The sequence below is a fragment of the Flintibacter sp. genome, from assembly GCF_046973065.1.
This window is the reverse complement of the sequence record NZ_JBKVXZ010000074.1, coordinates 1-13,845: the sequence shown is the minus strand read 5'-3', so window position 1 is coordinate 13,845 and position 13,845 is coordinate 1. Positions and strand designations below refer to the sequence as shown.

Here is a 13,845-nt window from a genome sequence, read left to right as displayed (position 1 = left end):
AGGCCCTGGCGCGGGATGTGGCGGAAATACAGGCGCTGCTGCGACAGGCTGGGAAGAAGAAAGAGATTTCTGTTTCGCCTCCCAGTCTGGAGACAGCGATGTCGGTGCTGTTGTGGCTGGCCCTGATCTTGCTGGGGACGATGGTGGGGATGGTGGTCTTGCAAACGATCTGGTCCGGCTTATCCGCTCTCTGGAGCGCGGTCAAGCTTCTGGTTCTGTAAGGGATGCCACCACCATGCACCAGTACACCGACCGGAAAGTGCTCCGACAGCAGCGGCAAAAGAAAATTTCCCTCGGTCACAAAGAGGACGATCACACAGACGACCCAACCTGGCAGCAGAGTATGAGCTGACATTGATGACCGTTCGATGCCCCAAAAGACATTTTAGCGGAAAGTACTATTCTCAATCTGGACTTCATAATGATAGACCAGTGTAAGCGGGAAGGAGGTGGAGACTCCGCTGTGAAGAAACGAAAATTAAATTATCAGTTCCATAACCCTAATCCAGCGGCAGTCACCGCCGACTACATCTTGAAAATCCTGTTGGAAGCAAATCAGGAAAAGGTGCAGTCCGCTATACAGGTAGCTGCAGATGGGCTTAAAGATATGGAGAAAGAAATTGATGAGGGGCATCCTGTTTGAAAAGGGTGCCCTTTTTGTTGTTGAAATTTAAAACAACATATAGTAGAATAACGATGTAACAGAACGGTATAAAAATAACGGAGAGGTTGCTATGAATATTGCTGCTTACTGCCGGGTATCCACGGATAAGAAAGATCAGCTCAATAGCCTGGAGGCACAGAAAGAATTCTTTTCTGAATATACCAAACGCACCGGGGACAACCTGGTGCGGCTGTATGCTGACGAGGGCATTTCCGGGACAAAAATCAAAAACCGAAAAGAGTTTCTGCGGATGATGTCAGACGCGGAGCATGGCCTCTTTGATATGGTTGTGGTCAAGGACATCTCCCGCTTCGCCCGGAACACGGTGGACCTCCTGCAGAATGTCCGCAAGCTGAAAGCGTTGGGGATCGAAACACAGTTTCTGACCGCCAACATGACCAGCATGGGCAACAGCGAATTTGTGTTGACCATCTTCGGAGCCCTGGCCCAGGAGGAGAGTGCCAACACCTCCAAGCGGGTGAAGTTCGGTAAGAAAATGAACGCTGAAAAGGGAAGAGTCCCCAACATTGTCTACGGGTACGATAAGACCATCGGGGATTACTTCAACCTTGCGATCAACGAGGAAGAAGCGGCGGTTGTCCGCCAGATTTATGAGTGGTATATCAAAGACGGCTATGGTGCAGCAAAGATCTCCATCTTCCTCAATGAGCGGGGGTTGCGGACAAAGCGGAACTGCCAATGGAGCCAGAACGGTGTCTGCCGCATCCTGACCAACAAACTCTATACCGGGAAGATCATCAACGGCAAACAGGAAGTGACCGACTTCTTAACCGGCCAGCGGGTGGATAAGGACACTTCGGAATGGATGGTGGTGGAGCGGCCGGACCTGCGGATCGTTGACCCGGAAACCTTTGAACAGGCCCAACAGATCATGCAGTCCCGTGGACAGGCTTTCAAAGTGGACAAGGAGCGGCAAAGTAACAAATACCTGTTCTCCACTCTCATCAAGTGCAAGGAGTGTGGCTGGTCCTTCCGGCGCACCGTCCGCACCTACAAGAACACCTATGTCCGCTGGGTCTGCTCCGGCCACAATGGCAAAGGTGCCGACAACTGTCCTAATGCAGTGACGGTGGACGAAGATGAACTGATTGAGGTTTTGCAGGAATACTTTGCAGGAGTGCTCAAGGCAAAGAAAAATGTCATCCGCTATGTCATCCATGAATTTCAGCGGGTATATAAAGCAAAGGACGAAAATTTGAACTACGAAAAGGAGCTGACCGCTCAGCTTGCCAAACTGCAAAAGACCAGGCAGAAATATATGGATATGTATGCCGATGACCTCATCAGCAGAGAGGAATTGAACGACAAGATCGGCGGGATGCGCAAAGAGATCGAGCGGCTGGAAAACGAGCTGAAAATGGTATCTTACCATCTCACCAAAGGGGAACAACTGGAATCTATTCTGAATCAGACCTTCCGGGAGATCGAGGACATTGCCGATGTGCGTCAGATGACCAACACCCAACTCAAGCGGATCATCCAGAAGATCGAAGTGGACAAGGACGGGAACGTGGATATTTATCTGCGCCTGTTCGGCGATTTGGGCCTGGACGAAACCGTTCTAATTCGTAACTACGAAACATAAGGATCTGTCAGAACGTCTGCCGGCCTTTAATCGACCTCTCTATCTTCAGGTAAAGGGAATTTTGGATGAAAACAAGGCGCAGAGACATATTCGGGGCGGAATGGCCACACGAAGGAAATATAAAGGAATCTGATCCGGCAGGGGACGGCGGGCTTGTATCCCGCCGTCCCCTGTGTTAAAATATAATGAAAAAATTTGGCCTTTTGAAGGAAAAATACGGTTAAAAGGTTTCCATTATCCCCAAGTACAAAAGGAGAAAGAGCCATGAGCTACGCCGACCAGGTATTTATTCAAACTTGTCAGGATATTTTAAGTAAGGGCGTGTGGGATACCGATCGCCCCGTCCGTCCTCGCTGGGAGGACGGTACCCCTGCCCACACCATCAGGCTTTTCGGGGTAGTCAACCGCTACGACTTGCGCAAAGAGTTTCCCATCATCACGGTGCGCAAGCAGTTTTTAAAGTCCGCAGTGGACGAGCTGTTATGGATCTGGCAGAAGAAGTCCAACGACGTCCATCAGCTCAGCAGCCACATCTGGGATGCCTGGGCCGATGAGAACGGCACCATCGGCAAGGCCTACGGTTACCAGTTGGGCGTGAAGCACCACTATCCCCAGGGGGATATGGACCAGGTGGATAAGGTGCTCTGGGACCTCAAGCACGATCCCGGCTCCCGCCGCATCCTCACCAACCTGTATAACCACCATGATCTCAGTGAGATGGCGCTTTATCCCTGCGCCTATTCCATGACCTTCAACGTCAGCGGCAATACCCTCAACGGGATCCTGAACCAGCGCTCTCAGGATATGCTTACCGCCAACGGCTGGAACGTGATGCAGTACGCGGTGCTGCTGCATATGTTTGCCCAGGTGTCTGGCCTGGAGGCGGGAGAGCTGGTCCATGTCATTGCCGATGCCCACATCTATGACCGCCACGTGCCCATTGTGGAGGAGATCATCGCGCGTCAGCCCTATGATGCGCCTAAGTTCATCATGGACAAGTCTGTCACAGACTTCTACGCCTTTACCAAGGACAGCTTCCGCCTGGAGGGCTATCAGGCCCATCCCCTGGAGGAGAAGATCCCGGTGGCAGTATAAGGAGGGGGACGAAATGAATTTGATCGTCGCAGTGGACCAGAACTGGGCCATCGGAAAGGATGGGGATCAGCTGGTCTATTTGAAGGAGGATTTGAAGCGGTTCCGGACGCTTACCAGCGGCCATACTGTGATTCTGGGCCGCAAGACTCTGGCAACCTTTCCCGGAGGGCGGCCGTTGAAGAACCGCCGCAATTTGATTTTGTCCCGGAATCCTCAATTCCAGGCGGAGGGAGCCGAAGTGTTTTCCTCTGTGGAGGAGCTGGTAAAGCAAGCGGACGGAGACGCCTTTGTGATTGGCGGTGCTTCAGTCTATGAGCAGCTGCTTCCCTACTGTGATACCGCTTATGTCACAAAAATCCATGCCGGCTTTCCTGCCGATACCTACTTCCCCAATTTGGACCAGTCGGGCGAGTGGGAGGTAAGCGAGGAGAGCGAGAGCCTGGAGCAGGATGGGATCTCCTATCACTACGTGACTTATTCCAGAATCCAATAAAAATGCCGCGGGCTTTCGGTGTATCAGCGCCGAAAGCCCGCGGTTTTCTTATTCTTGATGTTCCAGCCTTGTGTTGATAATCAGTGTCCCAATAAACAAGAACAGCAGTATAGCGCAAAGGGTGATGGCTACTGCCAGAAGGATCGGAGACTTCCATGCCCCATAGGCAGCTAAAAAGAGAAAGGTTGCGCCACACAGCACATAGTTGGTGATTTGGAGCAAAATGTGGCTGGTTTTCATGACCAGGTAGCGGTCCCGCTCATCTGCCTGCTGTTCCAACTCCTCCAGAACACCTTTTTGGCTGAGTGAACGGGAATAATTGACCAGAGCTAAAGCGGCCAGCAGCACTGCGGCCAGGAGAAAGCGGTTGCCTGCTCCGGCAGCCCATGCGGATAGAGCCAGAATACCAACCGCAGTTGCTATCACGCCAGAAGCCAAGGCACGCTTATTTTTGATTTTCATAGCATTGATCCTCCCATTCTTTGTTTTCTTTCAGACAGCACAGCTCCTCCACCGTGGTGTGGAAGACCTGGGCCAATCGATAAGCCAGCATGAGAGAGGGGCTGTACTGTTCCTTCTCAATGGAAATGATGGTGCGGTTGGACACATGGACCAGATCGGCCAGCTGCTGCTGTGTTAACCCGAGCTGGGTGCGCAGCTCTTTAATGCGCGTCTTCATGACATGCCCCCCTTGCTTAAATGTGAAGTATGCTTCGTATGAACTTAACTTCATATTACAGCAAGAAACTCTTGGTGTCAAGAGAAATATGAAGGAAACTTCATATTGTAAAAGGACATCAAAAAACCGGCCTGGAAAACCAGACCGGAGAACATTTGGTCTGTCGCCCGGAGCAGACCGATGCCCGGTCCGGGTGACAGTGAGGCGCACAGCGCCAAAGTATCAGGTTGATCCGGCGCAGCCGGAGCCTGGTGGAGGAGAGGTGTGCGGGACCTCAGCTCCTGCGGCAGGAATGGAGGGAAACCTGCCGCCAGTCAAGAAGGGGAAAACATCTGGATCCTTGATCCATCCATAGGATACCACACTACTGAGGGAAATCATCACAAAATTAAGACAAAAGAGTGAATAAAGTGTAAACAGGAAAAAAGTCCGCGCTCTCATTGCTGAGAGCGCGGACGGATTGGTCAGGACTGGATGCCCAGGCTGGTCCAAAGGTCGTTGTACAGAGTACGGGTTTCCAGAGGACGAACCAGATAGGCTTCGCAGTTGTTCAGAACAGTCTGAGGAGCGGCCATGATCTCGTAGAGCTCCATGTCCAGGGGCTCGCCGTAGGTCTCCTCATAGTACTCGGGATACTGCTCCAGAGCCTCAGCATTGGGAGAGGCGTACCAGATGTAGTCCATGTTCCGCAGAGAAGCCTCAGTGGAGCACATGAAGTTGATCCACTCCTCCGCTTCCTCCTTGTGCTGAGCGTCCTTCAGCACGCACATGGCATCCACGAACCAGTTGGAGCCCTCCTCGGGAACAACGAACTTCAGGTCGGGATTGTTCTCCAGCATGGTGAGGTAGTCACCGGCATAGTAAGCGCAGATAGCGGCGTTGCCCTGCTCCATCTTCTGGAACACCTCGTCCATGACGAAGCCCTGATACACGCCGTTGGCCTTGGCCTCAGCCAGCAGATCATAGGCCTGCTGGAGCTCCTCTTTGCTGTCGGTGTTGACCGAGTAGCCCAGATCCATCAGGGCGATGCCCAGAGCGTCACGGGAGTTGTTGAACATCAGCACATTGCCGGCGTACTTGGTGTCGAACATGGCGTCCCAGCTGGTGATGGGCTCGTCCACCATGGTGGAGTTGTAGATGATACCCACGGTGCCCCAAGTGTAGGGGACGGTGTACTTGTTCTCGGGATCGTAGGACAGATTTTTGAACCGGTCGTCGATCTTGGAGAAGTTGGGGATGTTGTCATAGTTGAGCTCAGCCAACTTGCCCTCTTCAATGAGCTGAGAGATCATGTAGTCCGAGGGGACGATCACGTCGTAGTTGGCGCCGGCCAGCTTGGCATACAGAGCCTCGTTGCTCTCGGCAGTGGTGTAGTTAACCTTGATACCGGTAGCTTTCTCAAACTCAGTGATCAGATCGGTGTCAATATACTCGCCCCAGCTACACACGTTGACCTCACGCTTGCCGGTGGAGCCGTTGCCGCCCTGGCTTCCGCTGGAAGCGGGATCATCCATGGCACAGCCGGCCAGACCCAGCACCAGAGAAGCGGCAAGGGCAAAGGCGGTCATTCGTTTCATAGACCATTCCTCCAATTTCAAATCAGAATTATCTCAAGGCTCAGGGCCGGGAGATCAGGAAAGTTTTTTGGCCTGCTGTTTTTCCTGCCGGGCCTCCAGCACGTTGACAATGACCAGCAGCAGAAGTACCGCGCCGAACAGCAGGGTGGAGATGGCGTTGATCTCCGGGCTGACCCGCTTTTTGGTCATGCTGTAAATAGCCATGGCCAGGGTGGAAGTGGTAGCACCGGCGGTGAAGTAGGAGATGACAAAGTCGTCGATGCTCATGGTAAAGGCGATGAGCATACCAGAGACGATGCCCGGCTTGATCTCAGGCAGAGCCACCTTCCAGAACGCCTGCATCCAGGTGCAGCCCAGGTCCTGCGCCGCGTCGATGAGATTTTTGTCCATCTGGCGCAGCTTGGGACTCACCGACAGGATCACATAGGGGATGTTGAAGGTGATGTGGGCGATGAGCAGGGTGGCGAAGCCCTGGTAGAGCCGGGGAGCGGTGAGCCGGTAGGTTTCCTCCATCCAGGTCACAAAGCCGTTCCAGGCCCCAAAGGCTGCCACAAAGAGCAGACACAGGCTCACACCGGTGACAATATCCGCATTCATCATAGGGATGTTGTTGATGGTGAGCAGAGGATTGCGCCAGCGGCGCTTCATATTGTAAAAGCCGATGGCAGCGAAGGTGCCTGCCACAGTAGCGATGAGAGTGGCCAGCACAGAAACCAGCAGGGTGGTGTAGACGCTCTGCATGATCAGCCGATCCTGGAAGAGCTCCACGTACCATTTCAGAGAGAAGCCCTTCCATACCGCGCTGCTGTTGCCCGCATTAAAGGAGAAGACGATCAGCAGCAGGATGGGGGCGTACAGAAACAGAAACACCAGTCCCATGAACAGGCGGCTGCCGAAGGAATTTTTCTTGTTCACAGCAGCATCGCCTCCTCTTCTCCCTCGCCGAAGCGGTTCATCACATACATGCAGATGATGACAATGACCATCATCACCAGAGCGATGGCGCTGCCCAGATAGGGATTATACGCACCGCCCAGGAATTGCAGCTCAATGAGATCGCCCAGCATCATCTGCGTGCCGCCTCCCATCAAACGGGAGATGGCAAAGGTAGAAACCGACGGGACAAAGACCATCGTCACACCGGACAGAATGCCGGGCAGAGACAGGGGGAAGATGACCCGGCGGAACACCACGGTGGAACTGGCACCCAAATCCCGGGCGGCCTCCAGCAGGGAGTGGTCCAGCTTGATGATGACAGAGTAGATGGGCAGGATCATAAAGGGCAGGTAGTTATATACCATGCCCAGCACCACAGCGCCCGAGGTGCCGATCATCTTAAAGTAGGTGATATCGGTGCCGAAGATGTTGTTGATGAGATTGAATAGGCCGATGGCGGAGAAAAACTGGTTGAGGAAACCGTTCTTCTCCAAAATGGCCAGCCAGGAGTAGGTGCGCAGAAGGAAATTCATCCACATGGGCAGCATGATGATCATCATGGCGGTGCGCTGGAAGCCGGGACCCTCCTTGGCCATAAAGTAGGCCACCGGATAGCCGATGAGCACACAGATCAAGGTTGCGATGATGGCCAGCTGGAAGGAGCGGGCAAACACCACGGCGTAGTCGCCCATGCGGGAGAAGTTAGCCAGAGTAAAGCCGCCGTCCGGGGGCGCGGCGGTAAAGGCGTAGATGACCACCATGATGATGGGGGCCACCACAAACAGAGCCATCCAAATTACATAGGGGATGGAGAACAGAGCCAGCTTATTCTTCTTCATCCGGGTCCTCCCGAGGGTCTTCCTCCTGGTCCGGATCGTAGGTGGCGTCGCCGATCTCGTCATACTCCTCACTGTAAGAGGAGTAGTCGCCAAACATGCCGGAATAGTGGCTCTTTTTCATCACGTGGAAGCCGTCGGGATCGATCTTGATGCCGATGTGGGAGCCCTCGGGGCAGAAGTCGGTGGTCTGAATGAGCCACTTAAAGCCATAGAAGTCTACGATGATATCGTAGTGCATTCCCTTGAAGGTAACGTTGGTGACGGTGCCCTTGAGCTGGCCCGCCGCCTCGTCTACAATGTCCACATCCTCGGGACGGATGACTACGTCCACCGGCTCGTCCTTCTCAAAGCCCTTGTCCAGGCACTGGAAGCGGCGGTTGAAGATCTCCACCACGCCGTCGGCGCGCATGATGCCGTCAATGATGTTGGACTCGCCGATGAAGTCGGCCACGAAGGCGTTCTTCGGCTCGTTGTAAATATCCTCAGGAGTGCCGATCTGCTGGATCTTGCCCGCGTCCATGACCACCACGGTGTCCGACATGGACAGGGCCTCTTCCTGATCGTGGGTGACGTAGATAAAGGTGATGCCCATGGCCTGCTGGATGCGCTTGAGCTCATTCTGCATGTCCTTACGCAGGCGCAGGTCCAGGGCCCCCAGAGGCTCGTCCAGCAGCAGGACCTTGGGCCGGTTGACCAGAGCGCGGGCGATGGCCACACGCTGCTGCTGTCCGCCGGACAGAGAGGATACAGAGCGCTTCTCAAATCCGTTGAGGTTGACCACGTGGAGCATCTCCATGACCCGGTCATGGATCTCCTGCTCAGGCAGTTTGACCTTGCGCTTGGTCTCCGGGTCCTCCTTGGGGATGCGCAGACCAAAGGCGATATTTTCAAATACATTTAAATGGGGGAACAGGGCGTAGCGCTGGAAAACCGTATTGATCGCCCGTTTATGAGGCGGAACATCATTAATCCTCACGCCGTCAAAAAATACGTCCCCCTGGGTAGGCGTCTGAAAACCACCGATGATACGAAGCGTGGTTGTCTTGCCGCACCCACTGGGACCCAGCAGCGTGAGGAATTCCTGATCGTTGATATAAAGGTTGATGTTGTCAAGGACCACGTCGCCGTCAAAGGCCATGGTGCAGTTTGACAGGCGGATCAACTCCTTAGACATATATCCTCCCCCATTTCTGTTTTATAATAAAAATGTCAGCTCCCTTGTTATATCACCCAAAAAGGGCGCAAAGCCCCCTGGGTAGTCACGGATAGCGAGATACACTATATCTGTTTCCTATAAAAATGTCAATGGATTTTGTCGAAAACATCGGGGAATTTTAGGAGGCAAAAACAGCAGGAAAACCGCTGTTTGAAGGAGAAAAAACGCGAATTAAGGAGAATCGGGGACCTGAGACAAAAAAGAAGAAAAAATAGGAGAAAATTCCGTAAAAAATGGGGACGGACGCAGATTGGAGAAGCGTTACGCCTCCTGACCGGAGAGGTGAAAGCCGGGGAAGTAGTCCGCCAGGAAATCCACATCCTCCACCTGGAAGCTGCGGCCGTTGAGGTGCTCCAGCGGTCCGGCGTCGGTGGTAAAGCGGAACTCCAGGCGGTAGGAGTACAGAGCCTGGCCGTGGCGGCCGTATTTCCGGTTTTCCCGCTCGCTGCCGTACTTACCGTCGCCCAGCAGGGGGTGGCCGGCGGCGGCAAACTGGGCGCGGATCTGATGGGTGCGCCCAGTGATCAAGTCGCACTCCACCAGGGACAGTCCGTTCTGCACCGCCAGAGTCTTATATAAGGTAATGGCGGTTTTGGCTCCGGGCTGGGGACGGCTGCGGACGTAGACCTGCTTTTTCACTTCGTCCTTCCAGATGAATCCCTCCAGCTTGCCCTCCCGGGGCTCCATACGGCCTAGGACGGCACACAGATAGAACTTGCTCAGCTCCCGGTCCTTGATCTTTTGATTCATCACCCGCAGGGCCTCGGCAGTCTTGGCGGCGATGACGATACCGCCGGTGTTGCGGTCGATGCGGTTGCATAGAGCGGGGGCGAAGGAATTTTCCTTATAGGGGGACCATTCCTTCTTCTGATAAAGGTAGGCCTGGATGTGGGTGAGCAGCGTGTTGACCCGTTCCGTCTCGTCGGGGTGGACCACCAGACCGGGCCGCTTGTCCAAGAGAAGGATGTGCTCATCCTCATATAGAATATTCAGCTTGGGCTGATAGAGGGAGAGAAAGGCGTTTTCCGGGGTGGGGCGGTCAAAGAACTCATCGTTGATATAGAGCTGTAACACGTCTCCCACCTGCAGGCGTACATCCCGCTTGGAACCCTTGCCGTTGACCTTGACCCGCTTCAGGCGGATATACTTTTGTGCCAGAGGGGCGGGGAGCAGGGGAAGGGTCTTGGCCAGCCAGCGGTCCAGCCGCTGCCCCGCGTCATTTTTTGCAATGGTGAATTCTTTCATACCGTTGCCGTCCTTTGTTACATGTGTTATATTCTGATTAGATTGCATCATAAAAAAATATATTTGTCAACTGCAAAAAAAGGTTTGACATTTTCCTTAGAGTTCATTATAATACTCTCCGTACCATTACGCGAGTATGGGGTCTTGCCCCGAAGGAGGGAACCGCATGCGGCTGGATTTAAGAGATGTGATTCTGGTTCCGGACGCGGAAAAATCCTTCCAATGCCAGGTGGATTTGTCCGACCTGGAGTTTTATGGGCGTAAGCCCATCGTGCGGCCTGTTTTGGCCCAGGGGAGCGTGGTCAACCACGCGGGCGCTCTGGTCCTGAACGGAACGGCCCGCTCGGAGCTGGATTTGGTTTGTGACCGTTGTGGGAAGGAATTTTCCCGGGAGAAGGTAGTCGCGCTGGACATGCTTCTGGCTGATGAGCTGGAGCAGGAGGACAGTGAAGATGAGATTTTTCTTCTGGACGGCAATGAACTGGATCTGGACGAGCTGGTCACCACGGCCTTTGTCCTTGCGATGGATACAAAGAACCTTTGCTCAGAAGACTGCAAAGGGCTGTGCGCCAAGTGTGGAGCCGATCTGAACCTCGGCCCCTGCGGGTGCAGACCTGAAGTGGATCCACGATTGGCGGCGCTTGCGCAGCTGTTGGATAAAGAAAGCTGAGTAGTCCAAAAGTGCTTTACGGCACGCAAACCGAAGGAGGTGTCACCAATGGCGGTTCCTAAGAGAAAAGTGTCCAAGGCACGGCGCGATAAGCGGCGCAGCTCCCACTGGAAGCTGGAGACTCCCGGTATCGTGACCTGCCCCAAGTGCGGTGCCTATCGGCTGCCTCACCGGATGTGCAAAAATTGCCTGACCTACAATGGCCGTTCTTTCGGCAAGGTGGAGGCTCAGTAATTTGCGAAAAAAAGACTGCTGTTTGGACAGCAGCCTTTTTTTTACCCAAAACGAAGGGAGCGGAGAATTTCTCCGCTCCCTTTGTTCGTTTACATCTTGGCCAACAGGGCCTCCAGCTCCTCTTTGGTGAAGGGGTAGACCCGGTCGCAGAACTGGCAGGTGAGTTCCGCCTGTCCCTGCTCCTGGATCAGAGACTCCAGCTCCTCCCGGCCCATGCTGATGAGCGCTCGGGTCACCCGGTCCCGATTGCAGTAGCAGCGGTACTCCACCGGATGGGTCTCCAGGATCTCCAGTTCAAAGTCAGACAATACCGCCTCCAGAAGGCCACGGGCGTCCAGACCGCCCTCCAGGGCGCGGCTCACAGACCCGACCCGGCGCACGCCGGCCTCGATCTTGGAGATGATGTCCTCTCCGGCGCCGGGCAGCAGCTGGATGAGATAGCCACCCGCGCTGGTCACCGACTGGTCGGTGCTCACCAGCACGCCCAGGGCACAGGCGGTGGGGATCTGCTCGCTCTCTACAAAGTACATGGCCAGGTCGTCGGCGATCTCGCCGGAGAACAGGCCGATGGTGCCCACATAGGGCTCTTTCATGTTCAGGTCTTTGATCACGGTGAGGGTGCCCGCCGTACCCACGGCCCGGCCGACATCCAGCTTACCCGGCTCGATCTCCATGAGCTCCACGTGGGGATTCTGAACATAGCCACGCACGTTGCCCTGGTTGTCCGATACAGCAAGCACGGTGCCCAGAGGGCCTCCGCCCTTGATTTGCAGGGTGAGGGAGGCACCATCCTCTTTCAGCATGTCGCCCAGCATGGAGGCTCCCAGCAGAGAGCGGCCCAGGGCGGCTGTGGCAACAGGAAGGAGGGTGTGGATTTGTCGGGCCCGCTCTACCAGGTCCCGGCCGGTGATCGCCACGGCCTTGACCAGGCCGTCAGCGGTAATGGCTCTTACCAATTCGTCGCGCATAAAAAGAATTCTCCTTAAATTTGTGTGGTCAGCTTGGGATTTTTTCGGGCGGTAAAGAAGATGCGGTCCTCTCCCGGCTTGGGGGAGCGCATTTTCAGGTTGCCGTACTGACGGATGTCCTGAAAGCCCGCCTGAGTGAGATATTCCACCAGCTCCTGGGGCTCATAGGACCGCTCCCGGTGCAGCTCTTCGCCACGCTCCCACAGGCCACTCTCCTCATCCAGACGGAAAATGTCCATAAAGTAGGAGCAGATGCGGCTGCGCTGGGAGTACTCGGCACGCCACACGCAGTAGGCGTCCTCGGTCTCGTCCAGGAAAACCTGACCGTCCAGGCCCCGGAGCTTCTCCGGGGTGTTGATATCAAACAAAAACACCCCGCCGGGCATCAGGAACAGATAAATCCGTTCAAAAGCCTTTTGCAGCTTTTTGGGGTCAGTGACATAATTGACGCTGTCCAAGCAGCACACGCAGGCATCGATGGTGCCGTACAGGTTCAGCTTGTCCATGGACTGACACAGAAAAATGGGGGGAATGCCGTCCACATCCTGGTTTTTCTCTGCGGCCTCGGCCAGCATCTCCGGGGACAGGTCCACACCGATCATCTCATAGCCCCGCTGGGCCAGCTCCCGCGTGAGAGAACCGGTGCCGCAGGCCAGATCCAATACCGTTTTGCCCGGCAGTCCCCGGCGGCGGAAATGAGCCTCAATATAGTCAGCCCAGGCAGAGTAGCCTACATCGGTGGTAAACTCGTCGTAGCAACCCGCCAGGAAATCATAGCTGTTCATTTCTGCCGCTCCTTCAGCCGGGGCAGGATGGTCCGATAACCGTTAGCCCCGTAGTGAAGACACCGGTTTACCCGGCTAATGGTGGCGCTGGAGGCACCGGTGCGCTCCAGAATTTCGCTGTAGATAAGGCCGTCATCCAGCAGCATGGCCACTTCCATGCGCTGTTCCATGGCCTTTAATTCTGATACGGTGCACAGGTCCTGCAAAAATTCACGGCACTCCTCCGCACTGTGGAGCTCCAGCATGGCCTGGTACAGCAGGTCGCTGGAGGGTTTATCATAAAACTTGGACATGGCGGCTCCTTTCTTATGGGAAAAACATGGATTGAGTTATATTGTAACACACTAGCTTGTGAAAATAAAGAGAGACCACACCTTTTCTCCCATCATTTCATAGGATGGGCGGAAAAGGGGGGAGTTTCCATGAAGGAAAGCGGATTGCCTCAGTCTTGGCAGGTGGTGTGGAAGAAGGAAGAAAAGAAGCTCAAATTACGTGGAGAACCGGTACTTTCGCTGGCTTTGTCCTGGCCGGAGATCCAGCGGGGAGGCCGCGGGGGACGGAGGGTGAGCCAGTATTACCGGCAGGTGGTCCAGACCTGGCGCAAGCGCTGGGAGAAGGAACTGTATTGCCGCGCTTGCTTGGATCTGTCTGCATGCCAGGAGGAGGGGCGGGCCTTCCGGACCTGGAGCGCCCGCCTGGAGGGGCAGGTGACCTTTCAGAATGAGGAGACGCTCAGCGTGGTCATGGACGCCTGGGAGGATTGGGGAGACGGACGGCCTCTTCAGGTGCGAACCGCAGATATCTGGACGCTGCCCGACGGGCGGCCGCTGGCAAAGGG

At 54.9% G+C, this 13,845-nt stretch carries 17 protein-coding genes and 2 pseudogenes; 9 read left to right on the top strand and 10 right to left on the bottom strand.

Annotated elements, in window-relative coordinates; translation table 11 throughout:
* The 6 genes and pseudogenes from ACLTXB_RS17430 to ACLTXB_RS17405 form a co-directional block, all read left to right on the top strand.
* Positions 1-221 (top strand): hypothetical protein (locus ACLTXB_RS17430; RefSeq protein WP_428227821.1); only part of this gene is annotated, 221 nt, incomplete at its 5' end.
* Between the two features lie 242 nt (positions 222-463).
* Positions 464-643 carry a hypothetical protein gene (locus tag ACLTXB_RS17425; RefSeq protein WP_428227820.1) on the top strand — a complete coding sequence of 60 codons (180 nt, stop codon included), beginning with the start codon at positions 464-466 and terminating at the stop codon, positions 641-643.
* A gap of 91 nt (positions 644-734) precedes the next feature.
* The gene (locus tag ACLTXB_RS17420) at positions 735-2,270 is read left to right on the top strand and encodes a recombinase family protein (RefSeq protein ID WP_428227819.1); all 1,536 of its coding nucleotides are present in this window, start codon (positions 735-737) and stop codon (positions 2,268-2,270) included.
* Positions 2,257-2,403, top strand: a pseudogene (locus tag ACLTXB_RS17415) (sporulation transcriptional regulator SpoIIID); the annotation flags it as partial. The gene ACLTXB_RS17420 and the pseudogene ACLTXB_RS17415, both read left to right, overlap by 14 nt.
* 131 nt (positions 2,404-2,534) lie before the next feature.
* Positions 2,535-3,365 carry a thymidylate synthase gene (gene thyA, locus ACLTXB_RS17410; RefSeq protein WP_428227818.1) on the top strand — a complete coding sequence of 277 codons (831 nt, stop codon included), beginning with the start codon at positions 2,535-2,537 and terminating at the stop codon, positions 3,363-3,365.
* Positions 3,366-3,378: 13 nt separating this feature from the next.
* Positions 3,379-3,858: a dihydrofolate reductase gene (locus ACLTXB_RS17405; RefSeq protein WP_008979999.1), complete on the top strand. Its 480-nt coding sequence runs from the start codon at positions 3,379-3,381 to the stop codon at positions 3,856-3,858.
* A gap of 48 nt (positions 3,859-3,906) precedes the next feature.
* Here the strand turns inward: ACLTXB_RS17405 and ACLTXB_RS17400 are convergent, their stop codons facing one another.
* The 7 genes from ACLTXB_RS17400 to ACLTXB_RS17370 all read right to left on the bottom strand — a co-directional run bounded on the left by ACLTXB_RS17400 (position 3,907) and on the right by ACLTXB_RS17370 (position 10,350).
* A complete protein-coding gene (locus ACLTXB_RS17400) occupies positions 3,907-4,320 on the bottom strand; it encodes a hypothetical protein (RefSeq protein WP_008980000.1) in 414 nt (137 codons plus the stop codon).
* Complete coding sequence (locus tag ACLTXB_RS17395; RefSeq protein ID WP_008980001.1) at positions 4,304-4,537, bottom strand: helix-turn-helix transcriptional regulator; 234 nt, start codon at positions 4,535-4,537, stop codon at positions 4,304-4,306. Before ACLTXB_RS17395 ends, ACLTXB_RS17400 begins: the two co-directional genes overlap by 17 nt.
* Before the next feature lie 464 nt (positions 4,538-5,001).
* A complete protein-coding gene (locus tag ACLTXB_RS17390; protein ID WP_040648792.1) occupies positions 5,002-6,114 on the bottom strand; it encodes an ABC transporter substrate-binding protein in 1,113 nt (370 codons plus the stop codon).
* 54 nt (positions 6,115-6,168) lie between these two features.
* A complete protein-coding gene (locus ACLTXB_RS17385; RefSeq protein WP_428227822.1) occupies positions 6,169-6,993 on the bottom strand; it encodes an ABC transporter permease in 825 nt (274 codons plus the stop codon).
* A 32-nt stretch (positions 6,994-7,025) separates the two neighbouring features.
* A complete protein-coding gene (locus tag ACLTXB_RS17380; RefSeq protein WP_008980002.1) occupies positions 7,026-7,889 on the bottom strand; it encodes an ABC transporter permease in 864 nt (287 codons plus the stop codon).
* Positions 7,876-9,063 carry an ABC transporter ATP-binding protein gene (locus tag ACLTXB_RS17375; RefSeq protein WP_428227817.1) on the bottom strand — a complete coding sequence of 396 codons (1,188 nt, stop codon included), beginning with the start codon at positions 9,061-9,063 and terminating at the stop codon, positions 7,876-7,878. Before ACLTXB_RS17375 ends, ACLTXB_RS17380 begins: the two co-directional genes overlap by 14 nt.
* 303 nt (positions 9,064-9,366) lie before the next feature.
* Positions 9,367-10,350, bottom strand: a complete 984-nt coding sequence (locus ACLTXB_RS17370; RefSeq protein WP_008980004.1) for an RluA family pseudouridine synthase — start codon at positions 10,348-10,350, stop codon at positions 9,367-9,369.
* Positions 10,351-10,516: 166 nt separating this feature from the next.
* On the opposite strand from ACLTXB_RS17370, the gene ACLTXB_RS17365 reads away from it, so the two are divergent.
* Both ACLTXB_RS17365 and rpmF read left to right on the top strand, forming a co-directional pair.
* On the top strand, positions 10,517-11,020 hold the full coding sequence (locus ACLTXB_RS17365; RefSeq protein WP_008980005.1) for a YceD family protein: 504 nt from the start codon (positions 10,517-10,519) through the stop codon (positions 11,018-11,020).
* A 48-nt stretch (positions 11,021-11,068) separates the two neighbouring features.
* Complete coding sequence (gene rpmF, locus ACLTXB_RS17360; RefSeq protein WP_008980006.1) at positions 11,069-11,254, top strand: 50S ribosomal protein L32; 186 nt, start codon at positions 11,069-11,071, stop codon at positions 11,252-11,254.
* Between the two features lie 89 nt (positions 11,255-11,343).
* Here rpmF and hslO read toward each other — a convergent pair whose 3' ends face one another.
* Genes hslO through ACLTXB_RS17345 form a run of 3 tightly spaced genes read right to left on the bottom strand, consistent with a single transcriptional unit; the run spans position 11,344 to position 13,300 of the window.
* Entirely contained in the window at positions 11,344-12,222 is an 879-nt protein-coding gene (hslO, locus tag ACLTXB_RS17355) for an Hsp33 family molecular chaperone HslO (protein WP_428227816.1), read from the bottom strand.
* 14 nt (positions 12,223-12,236) lie between these two features.
* Positions 12,237-13,007: a class I SAM-dependent DNA methyltransferase gene (locus ACLTXB_RS17350; protein WP_428227815.1), complete on the bottom strand. Its 771-nt coding sequence runs from the start codon at positions 13,005-13,007 to the stop codon at positions 12,237-12,239.
* Complete coding sequence (locus ACLTXB_RS17345) at positions 13,004-13,300, bottom strand: YerC/YecD family TrpR-related protein (protein ID WP_428227814.1); 297 nt, start codon at positions 13,298-13,300, stop codon at positions 13,004-13,006. Before ACLTXB_RS17345 ends, ACLTXB_RS17350 begins: the two co-directional genes overlap by 4 nt.
* Before the next feature lie 129 nt (positions 13,301-13,429).
* Between ACLTXB_RS17345 and ACLTXB_RS17340 the strand changes: the two are divergent.
* Positions 13,430-13,845: pseudogene (locus ACLTXB_RS17340) on the top strand (hypothetical protein); the annotation flags it as partial.